Source organism: Vibrio sp. HI00D65 (genome assembly GCF_001635455.1).
Classification (GTDB): Bacteria; Pseudomonadota; Gammaproteobacteria; order Enterobacterales; family Vibrionaceae; genus Vibrio.
Window position 1 is genome coordinate 39,740 of sequence record NZ_LWEH01000025.1, and the last position, 21,357, is coordinate 61,096.

At 45.2% G+C, this 21,357-nt stretch carries 16 protein-coding genes; 13 read left to right on the forward strand and 3 right to left on the reverse strand.

Translation table 11 applies throughout. The annotated features are described in order from the left end of the window. Window positions 1–7: 7 nt before the first annotated feature. The 8 genes from ispG to A3712_RS05620 all read left to right on the forward strand — a co-directional run bounded on the left by ispG (window position 8) and on the right by A3712_RS05620 (window position 8,560). A complete protein-coding gene (gene ispG, locus A3712_RS05585) occupies window positions 8–1,129 on the forward strand; it encodes a flavodoxin-dependent (E)-4-hydroxy-3-methylbut-2-enyl-diphosphate synthase (protein ID WP_063522633.1) in 1,122 nt (373 codons plus the stop codon). A gap of 70 nt (window positions 1,130–1,199) precedes the next feature. After that, entirely contained in the window at window positions 1,200–2,468 is a 1,269-nt protein-coding gene (hisS, locus tag A3712_RS05590; protein ID WP_063522634.1) for a histidine--tRNA ligase, read from the forward strand. 79 nt (window positions 2,469–2,547) lie between these two features. Further along, on the forward strand, window positions 2,548–3,162 hold the full coding sequence (locus A3712_RS05595) for a YfgM family protein (protein WP_008222763.1): 615 nt from the start codon (window positions 2,548–2,550) through the stop codon (window positions 3,160–3,162). Window positions 3,163–3,172: 10 nt separating this feature from the next. Beyond that, window positions 3,173–4,333, forward strand: coding sequence for an outer membrane protein assembly factor BamB (bamB, locus tag A3712_RS05600; protein WP_063522635.1), 1,161 nt, complete (start codon window positions 3,173–3,175; stop codon window positions 4,331–4,333). 158 nt (window positions 4,334–4,491) lie between these two features. After that, window positions 4,492–5,973 (forward strand): ribosome biogenesis GTPase Der, encoded by a 1,482-nt coding sequence (der, locus tag A3712_RS05605; protein WP_004740325.1) that lies wholly within the window; start codon window positions 4,492–4,494, stop codon window positions 5,971–5,973. A gap of 132 nt (window positions 5,974–6,105) precedes the next feature. Beyond that, on the forward strand, window positions 6,106–7,005 hold the full coding sequence (locus A3712_RS05610; RefSeq protein WP_063522636.1) for a hypothetical protein: 900 nt from the start codon (window positions 6,106–6,108) through the stop codon (window positions 7,003–7,005). A 289-nt stretch (window positions 7,006–7,294) separates the two neighbouring features. Beyond that, complete coding sequence (locus A3712_RS05615) at window positions 7,295–8,296, forward strand: GGDEF domain-containing protein (protein WP_063522637.1); 1,002 nt, start codon at window positions 7,295–7,297, stop codon at window positions 8,294–8,296. Between the two features lie 36 nt (window positions 8,297–8,332). Continuing rightward, complete coding sequence (locus A3712_RS05620; RefSeq protein ID WP_063522638.1) at window positions 8,333–8,560, forward strand: zinc ribbon domain-containing protein; 228 nt, start codon at window positions 8,333–8,335, stop codon at window positions 8,558–8,560. Window positions 8,561–8,639: 79 nt separating this feature from the next. Here A3712_RS05620 and xseA read toward each other — a convergent pair whose 3' ends face one another. Continuing rightward, the gene (gene xseA / locus A3712_RS05625; protein ID WP_063522639.1) at window positions 8,640–9,980 is read right to left on the reverse strand and encodes an exodeoxyribonuclease VII large subunit; all 1,341 of its coding nucleotides are present in this window, start codon (window positions 9,978–9,980) and stop codon (window positions 8,640–8,642) included. A 242-nt stretch (window positions 9,981–10,222) separates the two neighbouring features. On the opposite strand from xseA, the gene guaB reads away from it, so the two are divergent. The 5 genes from guaB (at window position 10,223) to A3712_RS05650 (ending at window position 18,321) form a co-directional block, all read left to right on the forward strand. Then, complete coding sequence (gene guaB / locus A3712_RS05630) at window positions 10,223–11,686, forward strand: IMP dehydrogenase (RefSeq protein WP_063522747.1); 1,464 nt, start codon at window positions 10,223–10,225, stop codon at window positions 11,684–11,686. A 361-nt stretch (window positions 11,687–12,047) separates the two neighbouring features. Then, window positions 12,048–13,601 carry a glutamine-hydrolyzing GMP synthase gene (gene guaA, locus A3712_RS05635; RefSeq protein WP_063522640.1) on the forward strand — a complete coding sequence of 518 codons (1,554 nt, stop codon included), beginning with the start codon at window positions 12,048–12,050 and terminating at the stop codon, window positions 13,599–13,601. A gap of 303 nt (window positions 13,602–13,904) precedes the next feature. Next, window positions 13,905–15,602 carry a chitinase gene (locus A3712_RS05640; RefSeq protein ID WP_063522641.1) on the forward strand — a complete coding sequence of 566 codons (1,698 nt, stop codon included), beginning with the start codon at window positions 13,905–13,907 and terminating at the stop codon, window positions 15,600–15,602. Between the two features lie 222 nt (window positions 15,603–15,824). After that, window positions 15,825–17,375: a Na+/H+ antiporter NhaC family protein gene (locus tag A3712_RS05645; RefSeq protein WP_063522642.1), complete on the forward strand. Its 1,551-nt coding sequence runs from the start codon at window positions 15,825–15,827 to the stop codon at window positions 17,373–17,375. Window positions 17,376–17,727: 352 nt separating this feature from the next. After that, a complete protein-coding gene (locus A3712_RS05650) occupies window positions 17,728–18,321 on the forward strand; it encodes an acetate uptake transporter (protein WP_063522643.1) in 594 nt (197 codons plus the stop codon). Between the two features lie 119 nt (window positions 18,322–18,440). On the opposite strand, the gene A3712_RS05655 is transcribed toward A3712_RS05650, so the two are convergent. Continuing rightward, window positions 18,441–19,988, reverse strand: a complete 1,548-nt coding sequence (locus A3712_RS05655) for an alanine/glycine:cation symporter family protein (protein WP_063522644.1) — start codon at window positions 19,986–19,988, stop codon at window positions 18,441–18,443. Between the two features lie 577 nt (window positions 19,989–20,565). Beyond that, entirely contained in the window at window positions 20,566–21,333 is a 768-nt protein-coding gene (locus A3712_RS05660; protein WP_063522645.1) for a 1-acylglycerol-3-phosphate O-acyltransferase, read from the reverse strand. Window positions 21,334–21,357 lie beyond the last annotated feature (24 nt).

Here is a 21,357-nt window from a genome sequence, read left to right on the forward strand (position 1 = left end):
AGTTAATATGCAACACGAATCTCCTATTATTCGTCGCAAATCAACCCGTATTTATGTGGGTGATGTGCCGATCGGTGATGGTGCACCTATTGCTGTGCAATCCATGACCAACACAAGAACAACAGACGTAGCCGCAACCGTTGCTCAGATCCGAGCTCTGGAAAATGTAGGCGCTGATATCGTTCGCGTATCTGTACCGACTATGGATGCCGCTGAAGCATTTAAGCAAATCAAGCAGCAGGTTTCTGTTCCTTTGGTCGCTGACATTCACTTTGACTACCGTATCGCACTGAAAGTGGCTGAGTACGGTGTAGACTGTCTACGTATCAACCCAGGTAACATCGGCAACGAAAGCCGTATCCGCTCAGTTGTTGATTGTGCTCGTGATATGAATATTCCGATTCGTATTGGTGTTAACGGTGGTTCTCTTGAAAAAGAGATTCAAGAGAAATACACAGAGCCAACAGCAGAGGCGCTTGTTGAATCAGCAATGCGTCACGTAGATATCTTAGACCGTCTCGACTTTGATCAATTTAAAGTGAGCGTTAAGGCATCTGACGTATTCCTAGCTGTAGGTTCATACCGTTTACTGGCGAAACAGATTGATCAACCGCTTCACCTTGGTATTACCGAAGCTGGTGGTGCACGTGCTGGTGCGGTTAAGTCTTCTGTTGGCTTAGGTATGCTTCTTTCTGAAGGTATTGGCGATACGCTACGTATCTCACTAGCGGCGGATCCTGTTGAAGAGATCAAAGTTGGCTTCGATATTCTTAAATCTTTACGCATTCGCTCGCGCGGTATCAACTTCATCGCGTGTCCGAGCTGTTCTCGCCAAGAGTTCGATGTTATTAACACCGTAAACGCGCTTGAAGAGCGTCTAGAAGACGTAATTACCCCAATGGATGTTTCTATCATCGGTTGTGTGGTGAACGGCCCAGGTGAAGCGGAAGTATCTCATCTAGGTCTAGCGGGTAGTGCCCGTAAGAGTGCCTTTTACGAAGATGGTAAGCGTCAGAAAGAGCGCTTTGACAACAACGACCTTGTTGATCAGCTTGAAGCTAAGATTCGAGCAAAAGCATCAGTGCTTGATAAAGCAAATCGTATTGATGTAGAAAACCTAGAAGATTAATAAAACGCGATGAGGTGCGGTTGTCTATTCGCATCAACACCTGGTCGTGAGAAATTACGGAATAAATATTGTGGCTAAAAATATCCAAGCAATCCGAGGCATGAACGACTGCCTACCGACTCAATCACCACTGTGGCAGAAAGTAGAAAACGCAGTGAAGAACGTGGTGAGTGCACACGGTTACAACGAAGTGCGTATGCCTATCGTCGAAGAAACAAACCTATTTAGCCGCGCAGTGGGTGAAGAGACAGACGTTGTTTCAAAAGAGATGTACACCTTTGATGACCGTAACGGCGATAGCCTAACGCTACGTCCAGAAGGCACAGCGGGTTGTGTACGTTCATGCATCCAAAACAGCCTTATTAACCGTGATGAACAACGCCTATGGTACATGGGACCAATGTTCCGTCACGAGCGTCCTCAGAAAGGTCGCTACCGTCAATTCCACCAATGTGGTGTAGAAGTATTTGGTCTAGACGGTCCAGACGTTGACGCAGAACTCATCATGATGACGGCGCGTCTATGGCGTGAGCTAGGCATCGACAAGCACGTTCGGCTAGAGCTGAACTCAATCGGTTCTACTGAAGATCGCGCAAACTACCGTACAGCACTTGTTGCTTTCTTAGAACAGCACATCGATGTGCTAGACGAAGATTGTAAACGTCGCATGCACACAAACCCACTTCGTGTCCTAGATACTAAGAACCCAGACGTTCAAGCTATCTTAGGTGACGCACCTCGACTTTCTGAATACTTAGGTGAAGAGTCGAAGCAACATTTTGCTGGTTTGTGTGAACTTCTTGATGCTGTTGGTATCGAATACCAAGTTAACGAGCGTCTAGTACGTGGTTTGGATTACTACAACCGCACAGTATTTGAGTGGATCACTGAAAGCCTAGGTGCTCAAGGTACCGTATGTGGCGGTGGTCGTTACGACGGTCTTGTTGAGCAACTGGGTGGTAAAGCAACACCAGCTGTTGGTTTCGCAATGGGCTTAGAGCGTCTAGTCCTAATGATGGAAACGCTAGAGCTAACAGAAGTTCGTCGCAGTGTTGACGTTTACATGGTTGCAGCTGGCGAAGGCACAATGATCGCGGGCATGCAACTAGCGAATCAATTACGTGATACCGTTGAGGGTGTACGTGTAATGAGCCACTTCGGTGGTGGTAGCTTCAAGAAGCAATTCAAACGTGCAGACAAAGTAGGTGCTGTAGTTGCTCTGGTACTGGGTGAAAACGAAGTAGCAGACAACACTGTGGTATTGAAAGATCTGGTTGGTGGTGAACAAGAAGTTGTTGCCCAAGCAGACGTTGCTGCCAAAGTAGCTGCGCTAATCTAATTAGCCTTAGAGCAAGCGCTCATAACGAATATTAACGTCAGCACTATGCTGGCGTTTAAAGAATTAAAGAGGACAGGAAGTGGAACTTTACGATAGTGAAGAGCAGCAGGTTGAAGCCATTAAAGATTGGTGGAAAGAGAACGGTAAAGCCGTAATCTTCGGTGCGGTTATTGGTTTAGGTGGTCTATTCGGTTGGCGCTACTACCAAGATTCAGTAGTTGAGGCGCGTGAAGCTGCTTCAGAAAGCTACACGACAGTGATCTCTGCTTTAGATGCAAAAGGCGTTGATGCTCAATCTGATATTCAAGCTTTTATTGACGCAAACAAAGACGCTGAATACTCAGTACTTGCGGCTATGCAGCTAGCAAAAGTACAAGTACAAGCGGGTGAATTATCTGCAGCACTTGAGCAGCTAGAGTGGGCAAAAGCGGCAACTAAGGATGCGGCACTCTCGCCACTACTGACTTATCGTGTTGCTCGTATCAAAGCTGAGCAAGGTGAATTTGATGCTGCTTTGTCTGATCTTGCTGCAGTAACGGACGAATCTTGGAAAGGCCGCGTGGCTGAATTACGTGGTGATATCTCACTTCGTAAAGGCGACACAGACGCAGCATACAGTGCTTACACAGAAGCACAGCAAGCTGTTGATGCGAGCCAAACGCTTCAAATCAAACTTGACGACCTAGCTAAATAAGGCGCTTTGAATGAAGAAGATGTTTCCAAAAGCAGCGTTGTGTGCGATTGCTCTTGGCCTATTAGCTGGCTGTGCGGGTGAAGAAGACACCGTAATCATGGCGCCAGTACCAACGGTAAACAGTGAGTTCACTCCTAAACAGGAATGGTCGACTTCGGTTGGTGATGGTGTTGGTCATTACTTTTCAAAACTGACACCTGAGCTGGCTTACGACAAAGTGTTTGTTGCAAGCCGTGAAGGCCTGGTTAAAGCGCTTGATCCTGAAACGGGTAAAGAGCTGTGGAAAACAGATCTTGAGAAAGATGTGCTGGCTCGTTTGTCTGGTGGCTTAACTGCAGCTTACGGCAAAGTGTTTGTTGGTTCTGAAAACGGTGAAGTAATCGCACTGGATGAATCGACTGGCGAAGAGCTGTGGCGTATATCGGTAAACGGTGAGGTGCTAGCATCTCCTGCCACTGACAACAACATGGTCTTGGTTCACACTAGCCGCGGTATGATGCTCGCGCTAGACCAAGAGACCGGTGAACAGAAGTGGACAATCAGTACTGAAGTTCCAAGCCTGACTCTACGTGGCGACAGTGCTCCTGTTGCGGTTTCTGGTGGTGTGTTCTGGGGTACGGCAAATGGTCGTCTAGCAGCAGCTATTGTTGAGCGCGGTCAGTTAATTTGGCAACAACCTGTTGGTACACCCAAGGGCGCGACGGAAATCGATCGCTTGGTTGATGTGGATGCATCGCCAGTAGTACTGGGGGGTACTTTGTACACGGTTGGTATCAATGGTCAGTTGATTGCCATTGATCTACGCTCTGGTAAGCCAGTTTGGAAACGTAACTACTCGTCAGCGATTGATTTAGCAAGTGACGGCAGCCGTTTGTTCCTTGTTACAGATAAGGATCATGTGGTTGCAGTTGATGCTCGTAGCGGTACTGAACTGTGGAGTACTCCACTGCTAGAAAACCGTTTACTGACAGCACCTGCTATCATTAACGGATACGTTGTTGTGGGTGACACAGAAGGTTATCTACACTGGTTAGATCGTTCAACAGGTGAGTTCGTTGCTCAGCAGTTGGTTGATGACAGCGGTTTTGCTGTAGCGCCAATTGAACTGCCTGAAGGCTACTTAGTGACGACTCGCAACGGCGATGTAAAGAAACTGACGATTAGCCAATAAAAGCGTGATATAATTCACAGTCGGCTCCTGGTTGGTAACAGCCAGGAGCCGTTTTGTTGTTAAAAATTAATAAACCATGTGGTTATAGGTAAGAGTTTAAACTTGCGAACAAGTGCTTACCTATAACTACATTAAGAGAAGAAATTGTAGAGGTTGTTATGGTACCTGTTGTTGCTCTAGTAGGGCGTCCGAACGTAGGTAAATCTACGTTGTTTAACCGATTGACTCGAACTCGTGATGCATTGGTTGCGGATTTCCCTGGCTTAACGCGTGACCGTAAATATGGCCATGCTCAACTTGGTGAGCATGAGTTTATTGTTATCGACACTGGTGGTATCGACGGTACTGAAGAAGGTGTTGAAACTAAAATGGCAGAGCAGTCATTAGCAGCGATCGACGAAGCTGATGTTGTGCTGTTCATGGTAGATGGTCGTGCTGGTCTAACACCATCTGACGTTGCTATCGCGAAGCACCTTCGCCAACTAGAAAAGCCTTCAATGCTTGTAGTAAACAAGGTTGATGGTATTGACCCTGATGCAGCAAGTGCTGACTTCTGGCAGCTAGGTGTAGAAGACATGTACCAAATCGCTGCTGCGCACGGCCGTGGTGTTACAGCACTGATTGATCTTGCTCTAAACCCATTTGCTGAAGCACTTAAAGCTGAGCAGGGTGAAATTAGCGATCTAACAGAATTTGAAGACGAAGAAGCAGAGCAGGTTGACTTCACTGAAGAAGAAGCGGAACAAGAGTTCAAGCGTCTGCAAGATCAGCCAATCAAGCTTGCAATTATTGGTCGTCCAAACGTAGGTAAATCAACGCTAACTAACCGTATCCTAGGTGAAGAGCGCGTGGTTGTTTACGATATGCCAGGTACTACTCGTGATTCAATCTACATCCCAATGAGCCGTGACGAGCGTGAGTATGTTCTGATCGATACTGCGGGTGTACGTCGTCGTAAAAACATCAACGAGACCGTAGAGAAATTCTCGGTTGTTAAAACGTTGAAAGCGGTTGAAGACGCGAACGTTGTTCTACTTGTGATTGATGCTCGTGAGAACATCTCAGATCAAGACTTGAGCTTACTAGGCTTTGCATTGAACGCTGGTCGTTCAATCGTGATCGCAGTAAACAAATGGGATGGCCTAGATAACGACGTGAAAGAACGCGTTAAGAAAGAGCTAGACCGTCGTTTAGGTTTCGTTGATTTCGCACGTATTCACTTCATCTCTGCACTTCACGGAACTGGTGTTGGTCACTTGTTTGAATCGGTTCAAGAGGCTTACAAGTCAGCGACAACCCGTGTTGGTACGTCAGTTCTAACTCGTATCATGAAGATGGCGACTGATGATCACCAACCACCTATGGTTCGTGGCCGTCGTGTGAAACTGAAATACGCGCACGCGGGTGGTTATAACCCACCAATTATCGTTATCCACGGTAACCAAGTTCGTGACTTGCCAGATTCATACAAGCGATTCCTGATGAACTACTACCGTCGTTCACTAGAAATCATGGGTACGCCAATTCGCATTCAATTCCAGAACAGCGAAAACCCATTTGAAGCTAAGACGAACAAGCTAACTATCTCTCAAGAGCGCAAGCGTAAGCGTATGATGAGCATGGTTAAAGGACGTAAATAGCCCTCCCTAATAGATTTGATACCCGAGCCTGTCTCGGGTATTTTTTTTAGCAAAATTTACGTTATCTGATAACCGCACTTTGCGAGGAGTTATCAGTAAGTGACCTAGACTAGATTCCAAAAGAAGAACGACATGACAACGAGCGACTTGATTACACCTGCAGCAATCACACCGACCATCACCCAATTCTGCCACCAGACTTGGCAGCTTGAGGCAAAGGTTCTGCATGTTGAAAGTGATGAGAGCAAAGCCTACTTAATCACAGATGTGACTCCTTTTCACCCTATTAGCCACATATGGCCAGATCACCCAGCGGATAAAGGCACTGTTAATTTTGGTGACCTGCAATATACCGTTGATGATTGCTTAGTGGGTGCGATAGAACAATCTACTGGCAAACTTTATGTAGCAGCTGATATTCCTGTTAAGCGAGATACAGAGGGTTGGGTATTTGTGGTGGTCCATCAGCTACCTGCATCTGCTTCTACGATAACTATTAACGAGCAGGTATCGTTATCGGTTGATAAAGAATATCAAACAAGCCTTAGCCGTGGTCATAGCGCGGGACACGTCGCCTTCTTAGCGTTGAATAAGGTCTTATCTGACAGCTATTGGCGCAAAGATGCAGACCGCAAAGATCCACTGGGCAGCTATGACTTTAATAGCTACGCTCAAGTAACCAGCTTTGTAACGCCTGAACAATGTACAGACACTTATCGCTTGGGTAAAACCTTGAAGAAGCGCGGTCTTAATGTGGCAGATATGCTAGCAAACCTTGAGGTCATTGAAGCAGATGTTAATGAGCTGATTTCTGTTTGGTTAGCACAACCAACGGCGGTTACGATGAGGCTAGAGGGGGAGGCGTTAACAGACTCTCGTTACTGGGAGTGGCAGCTTGACGCAGATACTCAGGTGACCATTCCTTGTGGTGGTACACACATTGGGAATACCGCAGAATTTGGTGCGCTGTACGTTAGGTTAACCCAGTTAGATGACCAAAACATTGAAATGCTGACGCATGTAACTCGATGATTTGAGTAATAGATCGGAATGGCTTGTGCTGTTTATCCTGTTTTTTGTTGTCACTTTTAATATAATTGACTGTTTAAAATTGAAATGCAGCACATGTAACTTATGCTTTCGGTGTGTGGTGATATAAATATTCTTTTTGGGGTAGATCGCTGATCAAAATAGATAAAGCGAAAGATCAACCTATGATCTTCGATTGTGTGTCGTGGTAATTAAGTGTGTTATTATTAACCAATAACACGCTAGCATAAGAACAAGCTGTACCCGATTAAATAATTGAAAGCTTTAGTGAATGGAACAACAATTTTTATTAGAAGGCCACCGAGCAGTCAATAGGTTGCTTCGGAAGCTTGCACTTGGGATGGATCGCAAGGACTTAAACCGCAAGATCATAGAGCTCACAGAACAGCTTTTTGGTCAGCGTATGGCTTCAATTTTAATGCTCAACGCTGAGTCTCAGACTTTGCACCTTGAATATGCTCCGGATTTGCCTGATTTCTATAATCAGCAGATAGAGGGCGTTGGTATAGGTGTTGGAATTGGTTCGTGTGGTGAGGCTGCTGCGCTTAAAAAAGCAGTGATGGTCTCAGACATCAATACCCACCCTAACTGGGCACCTTTCTTGGCGTTAACAAACCAAGCTAATCTTCGTGCGTGCTGGTCTGTGCCAATTCTTTCTTCAAATGGTCACGTGCTTGGCACTTTCGCTATATACAGCCAACATGTTTCCGAGCCACATGAATTCGAGCTTGAGATCTTAGAACTGCTCGCTTCTCTATATTCAGTGGCATTAGAAAAGTACGAGCTAGAAAACCAGCTTAACTTTTTTGCGAATCGTGATTCTCTTACTCATTGCTTGAATCGTCGAGCTTTATTCAATGAAGCGGAAAAGATCTTGGCCAAGCGCTGTTTTGCACAGAAGGTGATGGCGTGTCTGTTTGTCGATGTCGATAAATTCAAATCAATCAATGACTCCTTCGGTCACAGCTTTGGTGATGATGTACTATTGGCGGTTGCTAGAGTGCTTGATAATGCCACTTCAGCGGGTGCCAAGATAGGCCGTTATGGTGGTGATGAATTTGTGGTGTTCTCTTGTTTTGATGACAAAGATAGCGTTGTTAGTTTTTATCACCGACTAGAACAAATACTACAACAAGCGCTTTATATTAATGATGTGCAGTTCTCAGTGAGTGTTGGTCTTGCTTGTGAAAAAGATCCACAGGGGTTAGAACAGTTGATCACACAAGCTGATAAGAACATGTACCAAATCAAACAAGCAAAATCCAAGCAGTAGTAGATTGTAAAAAGAGTCGTGAATTAGGAAATACTAATGAGTGAAAATATCTGCCCTAAGTGTCAGTCAGAGCTTGGTTGGGACGGACAATACCACTGTGAAAGTTGTCAGGCACATTTTACTAAAGCAGGGTTTTGCCCAGAGTGCAGTAGTCAGTTAGAGAAACTTCAAGCCTGTGGTGCCGCGAGCTATTTTTGTAATGGTGAGTGTAACGAGCTTAAATCTAAGTCGAGAGTAAAGTTCAAGTTCCAAGCTGCGGAATAACCTTTTTACTGAGTATTCTTATTAGATACAAAAAGCCCTGTCGATTATCGATAGGGCTTTCTAGTTTTTAACGTTCGAATTAGCTCTTAGTTGCTCTTGCCGTCACTTGCGACTCAATCATGCCATCTTCAACCTGAGTGGTGATCACTTCACCGACTTCGACATCGTTAATCGATGACACAGTCTTGCTCGATTCTGAATGAGTAATGCTGTAGCCACGCTTTAGGGTTGCCAGTGGACTGACGGTCTCTAATTTCTCGGCAGCCATCGCAAGCTGGTGGCGAGTGGTTAGCAGGGTTTTATCCATCGCATCTAATAGCTTTTGCTCTGAACGTTGCAGATGCAGTTTTTGTTCACCAAGGCGCTTAACAGGTGAGTTCAATTGAAGTTGGTGCTGCTTACGTTCGACACGCAGTGCGTGCTGCTTTAGGTATTGAGTCATACCACGACGCAAACGCATATCTAGGTCATCAAGCTGCTGACTCTGCTTTTGCAGTTGGTAGGTTGGGTGTTGTCTTTCTAAGCGGTGTTTCAGTGCTTGAGTCGATTGCGCTTGTTTGATCAACACGTGGCGAATCGCACTCACCAAGCGAGCACGTTTAGAGGCAAAAGCTTGCTCTTTATGACTGTTGTCACGGCTAACCAATTCAGCCGCAGCTGATGGCGTTGGAGCGCGCATATCGGCAACGAAATCGGCAATAGTGACATCCACTTCGTGGCCGACGGCGCTGATGATTGGAATCTGGCTTGCAGCAATAGTGCGAGCAACGATCTCGTTGTTGAAGCACCAAAGGTCTTCCAGTGAACCGCCACCACGGCCTACGATTAACACATCACACTCATTGCGTTCGTTAGCACGTCCAATCGCCTGAGCAATCTGAATTGCCGCCTCTTCGCCCTGAACCATGGTTGGATACACCACAACCGGTAGCGAAGGATCGCGTCTTTTCAAGACATCCAGAATATCAAACAGCGCAGCGCCAGTTTTAGAGGTGACAACACCTACGCGCTTCGGGTGCTCAGGAAGAGCTTGTTTACTCGATTGAGCGAACAGCCCTTCAGCAGCAAGGTTCATCTTCAGCTTTTCGAACTCTTGCTGAAGTTTACCATCACCTTCTGGCTGCATGCTTTCGATAATCAATTGATAGTCACCACGTGGCTCATAAAGAGACAGGCGAGCTTTAACTAATACTTGATTGCCGTTTTGAGGCCTAAAGGTGACTCGGCGGTTATTGCCTCGAAACATGGCACACTTAACTTGAGCAAGGGAATCTTTAAGGGTGAGGTACCAGTGACCAGAGACAGGTGCAGAGAAGTTTGAGATTTCACCAACGAGCCACACTATTCCCATTTCGTTTTCTAATAGGAGACGAACCTCTGAATTGAGGCGAGAAACAGTAAAGATGTTTGGATTAGTCATAGAAGCACTATCTTTCCTTGAAGGAAGGTCTTTCTTGGAATCTCACAGGGCGTGAGTATGGAAGATAGCGGCAATATAATACATATCAAGGGGAGGAATGCAAATTAAAAATACAAAAATGTGTAGCCAAGCGATTTCTCCGTGCGTATAATCCCTCCGCAATATCTAATCCAAAGCACTTCATTATGCGAAACGATGAAGTCGGATTTTTCTTTCTACTCCTCAATTGTGAGATATTGCAAATGCTAAGAATTGCCAAAGAAGCGCTGACATTCGATGACGTACTACTCGTGCCAGCTCACTCCACTGTTCTCCCAAACACAGCTGATCTTCGCACTCAGTTGACTAAAAACATTTCACTGAACATCCCTATGATTTCTGCGTCGATGGATACCGTGACGGAAGCTCGTCTGGCTATCGCACTCGCGCAAGAAGGTGGCATTGGCTTTATCCACAAGAACATGTCTATCGAGCAGCAAGCTGAAATGGTTCGCCAGGTTAAAATTTACGAAGCAGGCGTGGTTTCTCACCCGGTAACAGTAAGCCCTGATGCAACGATTGCTGATGTTGTTACCCTGACTGAGAAGCACGGTTTTGCTGGCTTCCCTGTAGTGACTGAAACAAACGAACTGGTTGGTATCATTACTGGCCGTGACGTTCGCTTTGTAACAGACCTTTCTAAGAAAGTTGACGTAGTAATGACGCCTAAATCGCGTCTAGCTTCTGTTAAAGAAGGTGCAACTCGCGAAGAAGTTCAAGAGAAAATGCACGAAGCACGTGTTGAAAAAGTACTTGTTGTAAATGATGACTTCCAACTAACAGGAATGATCACTGCAAAAGACTTCCATAAAGCAGAACGTAAACCAAATGCTTGTAAAGATGAGCGCGGCAGCCTACGTGTAGGTGCAGCTGTTGGTGCTGGTGCTGGTAACGAAGAGCGTGTTGCTGCTCTTGTTGAAGCTGGCGTAGACGTTCTACTTATCGACTCTTCACACGGTCACTCTGAAGGCGTACTTAACCGTATCCGCGAAACTCGCGCTGCATACCCAGATCTACAAATCATCGGTGGTAACGTAGCAACTGGTACTGGCGCTCGTGCTCTTATCGAAGCGGGTGTAAGTGCAGTTAAAGTTGGTATCGGCCCTGGTTCTATCTGTACAACTCGTATCGTTACTGGTGTTGGTGTTCCTCAAGTAACAGCAATTGCAGACGCAGCAGAAGTTGCAAACGAATACGGTATTCCAGTAATCGCAGATGGCGGTATCCGCTTCTCTGGTGATATCTGTAAAGCTATCGTTGCTGGCGCATCTTGTGTGATGGTTGGTTCAATGTTCGCAGGTACTGAAGAAGCACCAGGTGAGGTTATCCTTTACAACGGTCGTTCTTATAAGTCTTACCGTGGTATGGGTTCTCTTGGCGCTATGTCTCAAGGTTCTTCTGACCGTTACTTCCAATCTGACAACGCTGCAGATAAGCTTGTTCCAGAAGGTATTGAAGGTCGTATCGCGTACAAAGGTCGTCTAAAAGAGATTGTTCACCAACAAATGGGTGGTCTACGTTCAAGCATGGGCCTAACAGGTTCTGCGACGATTGAAGACATGCGTACTAAAGCTGAGTTTGTTCGTATTTCTGGTGCGGGCATGAAAGAATCTCACGTACACGATGTTCAAATTACTAAAGAAGCACCTAACTACCGTTTAGGTTAATAATACGTCCAAACGTTTGAATAATGTGCTGATTAAATCGGCACATTATTATACCAATCGTGGTAAATAACTGGTCATCCTAGCTTGTTAAAAACTTCGATAACTTCGTTAGGATTTTTGATTGTAGAATAACTACTCATCAGAAAATCCTGCCTTGTTCTCAAGCTTTTTCCCTGCGCTATTCCTGAACACTTACTGTGATTGATATTATATCTACTGCCTGTTTTGATGAAGGTCTGATTTTCTCAAAACACGAGGTTAAAGATACCTAACGAAAACGTTTGCTTTATTTCTTGAAGAGTTAATCAGAGGTGAGTAAACTCGCCTCAGTTTGATCACATAGCCAATAAGACTGCTTAAAATGACTAAAAATATTCATGACCAACGTATTCTAATTCTAGACTTCGGTTCTCAATACACACAGCTAGTTGCTCGTCGTATTCGTGAGATCGGCGTTTACTGTGAACTTTGGAGCTGGGACGTAAACGAAGCGGATATTCGTGAATTCAATCCAGACGGTATCATCCTATCTGGTGGCCCTGAGAGTGTAACGGAAGATAACTCTCCACGTGCACCTCAGTACGTGTTTGATTCAGGTGTTCCTGTATTTGGTATCTGCTACGGCATGCAAACTATGGCTGAGCAACTTGGCGGTAAAGTAGCAACGTCTACTGAGCGTGAGTTCGGCTACGCAGCGGTACAAGTGACTGGCGAATCAGCACTGTTCGCTGACCTTGAGTCTACTCAAGATGTTTGGATGAGCCACGGTGATAAAGTGGTTGAGATCCCATCGGATTTCACAAAGGTTGCTGAAACAGACACTTGCCCATACGCAGCAATGGCAAACGAAGAGAAGAAATACTTCGGTGTTCAATTCCATCCAGAAGTAACACACACTAAGAATGGCCTGAAAATGCTTGAGAACTTCGTTCTTAACGTTTGTGGTTGTGAAGGTCTATGGACTTCAGCTTCAATCATTGAAGATGCAGTTGCACGTATTAAAGAGCAAGTAGGCGACGACGAAGTTATCCTTGGTCTTTCTGGTGGTGTTGATTCATCAGTAGTTGCAATGCTTGCTCACCGCGCTATCGGTGACAAACTAACGTGTGTATTCGTAGATAACGGTCTACTTCGTCTGAACGAAGCTGAGCAAGTTATGGATATGTTCGGCAACAAGTTTGGTCTAAACATCATCAAAGTAGACGCTGAAGATCGTTTCCTAGAAGCGCTTAAAGGCGAAGCTGAACCAGAAGCTAAGCGTAAGATCATCGGTCACGTATTCGTGGATATCTTCGATGAAGAGTCAAAGAAACTGACAAATGCTAAGTGGCTTGCTCAAGGTACTATTTACCCAGACGTAATCGAGTCTGCAGCATCTAAGACTGGTAAAGCACACGTAATCAAATCTCACCACAACGTTGGTGGTCTTCCTGATGATATGGAAATGGGCCTTGTTGAGCCTCTACGTGAGCTGTTTAAAGATGAAGTACGTAAGATCGGTCTAGAGCTAGGTCTTCCATACAACATGCTTTACCGCCACCCATTCCCGGGTCCAGGTCTAGGTGTTCGTGTTCTTGGCGAAATCAAGAAAGAGTACTGTGATCTACTGCGTCGCGCAGATGCTATCTTCATTGAAGAGCTTCACGCAGCTGACCTTTACCACAAAGTATCTCAAGCATTCACGGTATTCCTACCAGTACGTTCAGTTGGCGTAATGGGCGATGGCCGTAAGTACGATTGGGTTGTATCTCTACGTGCTGTAGAGACGATCGACTTCATGACTGCTCACTGGGCACACCTACCATACGACTTCCTAGGTAAGGTGTCTAACCGTATTATCAACGAAGTTAACGGCATTTCACGTGTTGTTTACGATATTTCTGGTAAACCACCAGCAACTATCGAGTGGGAATAATCTCTTAGAGATTTAACTGCTATTTGATTTAGTTATTAAAAGCCTCGAACTCAGTTCGGGGCTTTTTTGTTTTCCACGCCGCATAGTCAATGGTTGTGGTTTGAGGGGGTATTGAGCGTAAGAAACCAAATTAGTTGGAAACTAGATATCAGCTCAAGAAACCATGAGACGCATTGTTACCCTTAACTATACATAAAACTATAACTCGCACTTTTTATAAATACATACCGTAACAACTAGGCCATTTCTCACGTGCCGCATACTCTCTGATGGACTTATTAAGGACAGATAAGAGAACCCACCATGTTAAAAATCACATATTTGGCGACAGTATTGGGCTGCACTTTAGCAGCACAAAGTTATGCGTCTTTAAACATTCAACCCGATCCGCAAAACCCGAATGGTTACCTGATTGAGAAGTCGGCTTTACAAGCTGCTGAGCAAGTGAAAACCTCGGACCCTATGTACGCGATTTGGTCACAGGCACTACAAACTCGTTCGAACACCATCGTTGAAGCGATAGAACCCGGTTTATCTTCCAACCCTGAGAACGTAAAGCGAGTTGAGCGTGTATTCTCTCAATCTGAATGGAACTTCCTTACTCAGATGGCTGCACCAGAATACACTTACACACGTTTCCTACGTGCGATTGGTAAATTCCCTGCGTTCTGTGGAGAGTACACTGATGGCCGTGACTCTGACGCCATCTGTATGAAATCTATCATCACGTCTTTTGCTCACTTCTCTCAAGAGACAGGTGGTCACATCGCGATAGATAATACTTCTGATAACCCGTTGGCTTTAGAAGAGTGGCAGCAAGCTCTAGTACATGTTCGCGAAATGGGGTGGTCTGAAGGGCAAGAAGGTTACACAACAGGCTGTGGTCAGAACGATTGGCAAAATGCACGCTGGCCATGTGCGGCTGGACAGGGTTATTTCGGCCGTGGTGCAAAACAGCTTTCTTACCACTTTAACTACGGCGCTTTCTCTGAAGTAATGTTCGATGGTGATGCAACGGTTCTGCTGAATAATCCGGGCCTAGTTGCAGATTCTTGGTTGAACTTGGCTTCCGCTATTTGGTTCTTCTTAACGCCACAATCACCGAAGCCAGCGATGCTGCATGTTATCGACCGTACTTGGACACCATCTCAACGTGAACTGGATGCGGGTATTGGTTATGGCTTTGGTACCACCATCAATGTAATCAACGGTGGTATTGAGTGTGGTGAACAGAATAAAGACAAGGGCCAACCGGTTAACCGCATTCATTACTGGGAAGGGCTAGCGGCGCACTACCAGATCCCTGTTGAAGCAGACGAAAAGAATACCTGCTGGCAGCAAACGCCATACGGAAGCTTGAACCTCAACGGCGCAACAGATGTGTTGTACACCAACTGGGATGGTAACTGGAAATACTACGCAGACCGTCCTGAAGGCTACTCATTTGAGTGTGAGTTAGTCGGCTTCCAAACGGCATACTCTGCATTAGTACCGGGCGATTACGAGAAGTGTGTAACCAACTTCTATGGATCTCATGCAAGTTGGCCTGAAGTGAAAGTGGTCGATAAGCTTGATCCGGTAGACCCTGGAACCGATCCCGGCGGTAACGGTTGGAGTGCGACTAAGGTTTACAACGCTGGTGACCAAGTGACTCACAATGGCGCAACTTATGAAGCGAAATGGTGGACACAAGGAGATGACCCTGCCAATGGTGGCCCTTGGAAACTAGTCGCAGGTGAGCCAACACCACCAGTTGTGACAGATCCAACGCCTGTTGACCCTGCTCCGGTAGATCCTAGACCCGTTGAACCGCCTGTGACAGAGCCGCCAGTGGTTGTCGATCCATCTGAATTTATTAGGTGGCAAGTAGGTGTTAGCCAAGTGAGTAATGGCGATAAAGTGACGCATAACGGTAAGTGCTTCGTAGCTAAAAACGGCCCTGGCGTCTGGGAAAGCCCAGTTCAATCGAATTGGTTCTGGGATGAAATCAGCTGTAATTAATCGTTCAGCCAATTGAGTACCTTAACTGATTAATCAAAGCCGAAAGTGATTGCTTTCGGCTTTTGCGTTTCTGCTCTGCGTTCCTCGATCATCTAACGCAAAAATCCCTAGCTGAATGCTAATTTTTCATTTAGAGAATAAAGTCCTGTACAAATGCTTTTGGTGAATTTATATTCACTTTTAAAATTTATTTATTCTTTATTTTAGGGTTAAGATTTACCTATGGAACAGACAGATATCACGTCGCTCATCCCCATTGTGATTACTTTGGTGTTGTCGTTGGCGACAAGGAATGTAGTGATTGGACTTTTTGCTGGCGTACTCAGTGGCGTTGCTATACTCACCGGAATGTTTAGTGAACTAAACCCTCTTGATACCTTTGGAACCATGGTCAAAGACTACCTAGTGCCACAGCTTACTGATAGCTACAATGCTGGCGTCATTATGCTGTTGGTATTCATCGGTGGCTTTGTTGCTTTGATGGAGAAGTCGGGTGGTGGTGTTGCGTTTGCCAAGCGTGTGACGGAGTGGGTCAGCAACAAGTGCCAAGCTAAGTTGTCTGCGTGGTTTGGAGGAATCGTGATATTTTTCTCTGACTTAGGTACTCCGTTAATTGTTGGCCCTGTCTTTCGCCCCCTTTTCGATAAACTGAAACTTTCTAGACAGAAGCTGGCATTTATCATCGACTCTACATCATCACCTGTCGCGATCCTTATCCCATTTATCGGGTGGGGCGTTTACATCATGAGCCTGATTCAAAAAGAGTTTACCGCCTTGAATGTCAACATGTCTGACTGGGATGCCTTTATCGGTGCGATTCCTTTCCAGTTCTACGCATTCTTAGCAATTTTCATCGTTCCTTTGGTTTCTGTTAAAGGTTTAGACTTCGGACCAATGGCAAAAGCTGAACGTGATTGCCAAGCGGGAATCAACCTAGGCGTGAACAGCGAATCACTCAATCCTTTCTCGCATAAAAATGCAAAGGCATCTTTTGTTTGGGCACCATTATTAGTGATGCTCATGGTATTGTGTGCCATGTTAGTTCCACAAGGTTTTCCATTTCAAAAGGTCGCAGGCTCATCATTCAGAGCAGCACTGTCTTCAGCTTATTTCTTTGCCGCGATTACCTTGATCTCGCTGATGGCTTACTACGGCGTGAGAAAACTGTCGGATAGCGTTTCTGTGTATCTAAAAGGCATGGGTAACATGATGCCGGTTGCAATTATTTTGGTACTGGCGTGGGCATTAAGCACGATTGGTAAAGAGTTAGGCGCGGCGGCTTATATTGCAGAACAAGCGCAAAGCGGTTTCCCTTACTGGTTAGTGCCTGCAGTAGCCTTTTTACTCTCGGCTATTATCTCATTCGCTACGGGTTCGTCATGGGGAACCTTTGCCATCATGATGCCGTTGGTTATTCCAACCGCGATTGCAATTGATGCACCGCTGTTAGTTGCGATTGGTGCGGTGCTTTCTGGTGGCCTGTTTGGTGATCACTGCTCACCGATCTCTGAAACCACCATCCTCTCTTCAACAGGTGCAGGGTGTGATCAGTTTGAGCACTTTAAGACGCAATTACCTTACGCATTAATGAACGGTTGTATTGCTTTAGTGAGCTTTGTTGTCGCAGGCTTAACTGGTAGCTCGTTGGTCGTGTTAGGTGCGCTTATCGCCCAACTGGTTGTAGTAACATTGCTAGCCAAGCGCGACGCGAGTAAGAATGCATCTTCAGAAGTTCAATCTAAAGTGTCTGAATCTAAACCACAACAAGCGTAATTTAAGATTTCAACTGAGAGACTAGATACAGGATGCGAGTAAACGATTATCGAAGAGCTCGCTCTCTATTGTCTTAGTTTGATGCTAAGGACTATCGCTTACTCAAATCTGGATACTCTTTTCTCATCCCGAATCTCGTTACTCGCATCTTTTTATAGCGTGATAGTGAATTCTCAACGCATAGTTACTATGAATATAAATTGCCAAAACCAAATCAAAATCTCAATAGGATCATTTCAACAACCTTAGTTTTCGATAACTGGATTATCCCAAAAGCGATTTATCAATTAAAATTTTATTACAATTTTTATTGGTTTTTTTTAACCCCCTATTTGATAAAGGTAAATTCGCAATGTCGACCAAACTAGCTAACCCAGCGCCGTTAGGCTTAATGGGTTTCGGTATGACCACTATTCTTCTTAATATCCACAATGCAGGTTTCTTTCCATTAGATTCAATGATCCTTGCGATGGGTATTTTTTACGGTGGTTTAAGCCAAGTTATCGTTGGCACAATGTGCTTCAAACGTGGTGACACGTTCGGTACAACTGCATTTACCTCTTACGGCCTATTCTGGTTGACTCTTGTTGGTCTAATAGTAATGCCTAAAATGGGCCTACCAGCAAGCCCAGCAGCATTCATGGGTTGGTACCTACTTCTATGGGGCATCTTTACAGGCTTCATGTTCATCGGTTCTCTATGCTACCCAGTAGCGAAGCAAGTAGTATTCGGTTCACTAACTATCTTGTTCTTCCTGCTTGCAGCTCGTGATTTCACTGGTAACCAACTGATCGGTACTATCGCTGGTTTCGAAGGTATCTTCTGTGGCGCTTCTGCTATCTACTTCGCAATGGCACAAGTAATCAACAACGAATACGGCCGCACAGTACTGCCAATCGGTGAGAAGAAAGCACCTCAAATGGCAACACAAGAAATCGCTGCATAATCTCGCGTTTCTTAGACATATAAAAAAAGGGTTAGCCATGGCTAACCCTTTTTTGCATTTGCTCTAAAGAAAAACAAAATCTAGAGCAACTTATCGTTCAAAAGCTGTAATTGAAAGCCTTACGCTGAAGGCTGTTCTACTGGCTTGCTATCTGCCACTTCAGCTTCTGGCGACTTACCCGTCTTACGCTTGTACTTCTCTTCCCAGTAAGTTGCACCTTTGATGCCTAGTTTTACAGGGTTGAATGTGTACTCGGTTACGCCTTTACTCTGTTGCTCCTCGTAGTCAGCCAAAGCGTTAAGCGCAGGCTTAGAGATGAAGAAGATGATCAGAATACCAACGATGTTTAACCACGCCATTAAGCCTACGCCAACGTCACCCATTGCCCATGCAAGGTTCGCTGCTTTGACCGTGCCGTAGAAAACCGCAGCGATCATGATAAGTTTAAGCGCAAACATCATCCCTGGGATTTTTATGGTGCGTCGCAGGTAAGCAATGTTCGTTTCTGCAATGTAGTAGTAAGCAAGAATTGTTGTAAATGCGAAGAAGAATAAAGCAAATGCGATGAATGGTTTACCAACACCCGGTAGTGCACTTTCAATCGCTAGCTGTGTAAATACAGGACCATTCGCGCTCACGTTTTCAGCAAGGTTTTGCACAAGGAATACACCCTCAGTCCCGCCATGTACATTGTAAGCGCCAGTAATGATGATCATGAATGCCGTAGCAGAACAAACCAGCAGTGTATCGATATAGATAGAGAATGATTGAACCAAGCCTTGCTGAGCTGGGTGATCAACACTTGCTGCTGCTGCGGCGTGGGGACCTGTACCTTGACCCGCTTCGTTTGAGTAAACACCACGTTTTACACCCCAACCAATCGCAGCGCCGAAGCCAGCCATAGGTGTGAATGCATCACCAACAATCATAGAGAACACAACAGGTACTTGGTCAATATTGAGTAGGATGATAATGAAGGCGATGATGATGTAAGCCAATGCCATGAATGGAACAACGATTTGCGTGAAGTTCGCAATACGCTTAACGCCACCAAAGATGATGAAACCAAGGATAATTGAGACAACGGTACCAGTGAAGATTTTAGCGAAGCTGAATGTACCGACAGCTGTTTCTATCATTGCACCTGAACCAAATGCAGCTTCTACCGCATTGCCAATGCTGTTTGACTGGACACCTGGGAGTAAAATACCACAAGCAAAAATCGTCGCGATTGCAAAGATCCATGCGTACCACTTCTGACCCATCGCTTTCTCGATGTAGTAAGCCGGGCCACCACGGAACTGACCTTCGTCCTCTTCTTTGTAGATTTGCGCTAGCGTTGATTCTGCAAACGCAGTCGCAGCACCAAAGAAGGCTACAACCCACATCCAGAATACTGCACCAGGACCACCGAAACCGATAGCTGCAGCAACACCTGCAATGTTGCCAGTACCTACACGGCCAGATAACGAAACAGCAAGTGCTTGGAAAGAGGAGATACCTTTAGTAGAGCTTTTACCTGATAATAATAAGCGCCACATTTCGAAAAAATGACGGATTTGTACAAATCGAGTCATGACCGAGTAGAACAAGCCTGCGCCTAAACATAGATAGATAAGCACTGGGCTCCAGATTATTCCATTCAAAAAATCAACGAATGACTGCATGAGTTTTTTCCCTGTTAGTTTTACTTGTGATTGTTTTTCGAACAACACAATACTTCACTTGTAACTCAATTGTTAAACTATTTATCTATGGGTTAAGATTACTGTGATACAAAGCAACTTCTTGGTAGTAATTGTTAATTTTTATCGCTTTTTATGATGGGGTGAGTTGATTTTTTTGATGCAACTGTATGTTTTTCTTTGTATTCATAGATGTGTTGAAAGAGTGATTGCTCTATATCTTATGTCAATCATTACTGGGTCGGGGTTGAAAGAAGCGCAATAAAATGGGTGGGTATTCTGTGACTGGCTTACATCAAAAGCTATGTGTGGTTAGTTCTTATGTTGCATTAAAGTTACGAATGAGTGCGTCGGGTTAGGACTTTTTTGATTGCTGAACAATCAAGCAATCAGGGCAAGATAGGTGAAGGTGACCGTTGTTTACTGCTATTTCTCAGCTGTACTAGGCTGCGTTCACTTTTCAAGACAAACGTCAGCCTAGTAAATGATGAATAACGATAGTGGTAATCGTGAAGGTTTTGGGAGAGGCCTAATTAGAGCTTAATCATTTTGAAGCGAATTACCGAGCAGAAGAACGGTCGGAATCAAGCTCAGAGTTTTGTTGTGATTCCCATCTAGCGACTTCAGCATCAAGCTCTGCAATCTTCTCAGCCATTAACGCATGGCAGTGATTCGCCAGTTCTCTTGCGTCACTCAGCTTGTATCCAGATACATCAATAGGCTCAAGCATTTCGGTAATCACAATGCCGTTGTTTAGTCGGTTAAAGTCGATTTTGTTGTGAGTGGTGCTCGTGCACATCGGGGTGATAGGTACACCCGCCTCAATCGCCATTCGGAAAGCGCCCGTTTTGAACGGCAATAGCCCGCGCCCTTTACTACGTGTTCCCTCTGGGTAAACCCACACAGAAAGGTCTCGTTGATGAATCGCTTCTGCCACTTGTTTGATCGTATCGCGCGCTTTCGACTTGTCTTCACGGTTGATCAGAATGTTCCCCGTGATCCAATACAGTAGGCCAAAGAAAGGCACTATCAATAAATCACGCTTACCCAAAGAAACGGTACGCGGCCTTAACATTCCTGGGTCAGTGACAAAATCCAACACGCTTTGGTGGTTGGAGATATACACGCTCTTTTCTGGTGTGGGTGCATTCTCTAGACCACGCTGCACCAGTTTTACACCAAGGATCTTCTGTAATTGGTTGAACCAACGACAAAAAAAGTACACATGCTTAGGGTTCTTGGGGCTAAACAAGCAGTAAACAAAAGCAAATAACGTGGTGAAAATAATAAACACCGTAGCCAAGATAATACGAAGAACAGAAAGCAAAATTGACTCCTTACTCACTACAAG

Coding starts and splice junctions, on each gene's coding strand:
- ispG (WP_063522633.1), top strand. CDS start 8: ATGCAACACGAATCTCCTATTATTCGTCGCAAATCAACCCGTATTTAT.
- bamB (WP_063522635.1), top strand. CDS start 3,173: ATGAAGAAGATGTTTCCAAAAGCAGCGTTGTGTGCGATTGCTCTTGGC.
- der (WP_004740325.1), top strand. CDS start 4,492: ATGGTACCTGTTGTTGCTCTAGTAGGGCGTCCGAACGTAGGTAAATCT.
- A3712_RS05610 (WP_063522636.1), top strand. CDS start 6,106: ATGACAACGAGCGACTTGATTACACCTGCAGCAATCACACCGACCATC.
- A3712_RS05615 (WP_063522637.1), top strand. CDS start 7,295: ATGGAACAACAATTTTTATTAGAAGGCCACCGAGCAGTCAATAGGTTG.
- A3712_RS05620 (WP_063522638.1), top strand. CDS start 8,333: ATGAGTGAAAATATCTGCCCTAAGTGTCAGTCAGAGCTTGGTTGGGAC.
- xseA (WP_063522639.1), bottom strand. CDS start 9,980: ATGACTAATCCAAACATCTTTACTGTTTCTCGCCTCAATTCAGAGGTT.
- guaB (WP_063522747.1), top strand. CDS start 10,223: ATGCTAAGAATTGCCAAAGAAGCGCTGACATTCGATGACGTACTACTC.
- guaA (WP_063522640.1), top strand. CDS start 12,048: ATGACTAAAAATATTCATGACCAACGTATTCTAATTCTAGACTTCGGT.
- A3712_RS05640 (WP_063522641.1), top strand. CDS start 13,905: ATGTTAAAAATCACATATTTGGCGACAGTATTGGGCTGCACTTTAGCA.
- A3712_RS05645 (WP_063522642.1), top strand. CDS start 15,825: ATGGAACAGACAGATATCACGTCGCTCATCCCCATTGTGATTACTTTG.
- A3712_RS05650 (WP_063522643.1), top strand. CDS start 17,728: ATGTCGACCAAACTAGCTAACCCAGCGCCGTTAGGCTTAATGGGTTTC.
- A3712_RS05655 (WP_063522644.1), bottom strand. CDS start 19,988: ATGCAGTCATTCGTTGATTTTTTGAATGGAATAATCTGGAGCCCAGTG.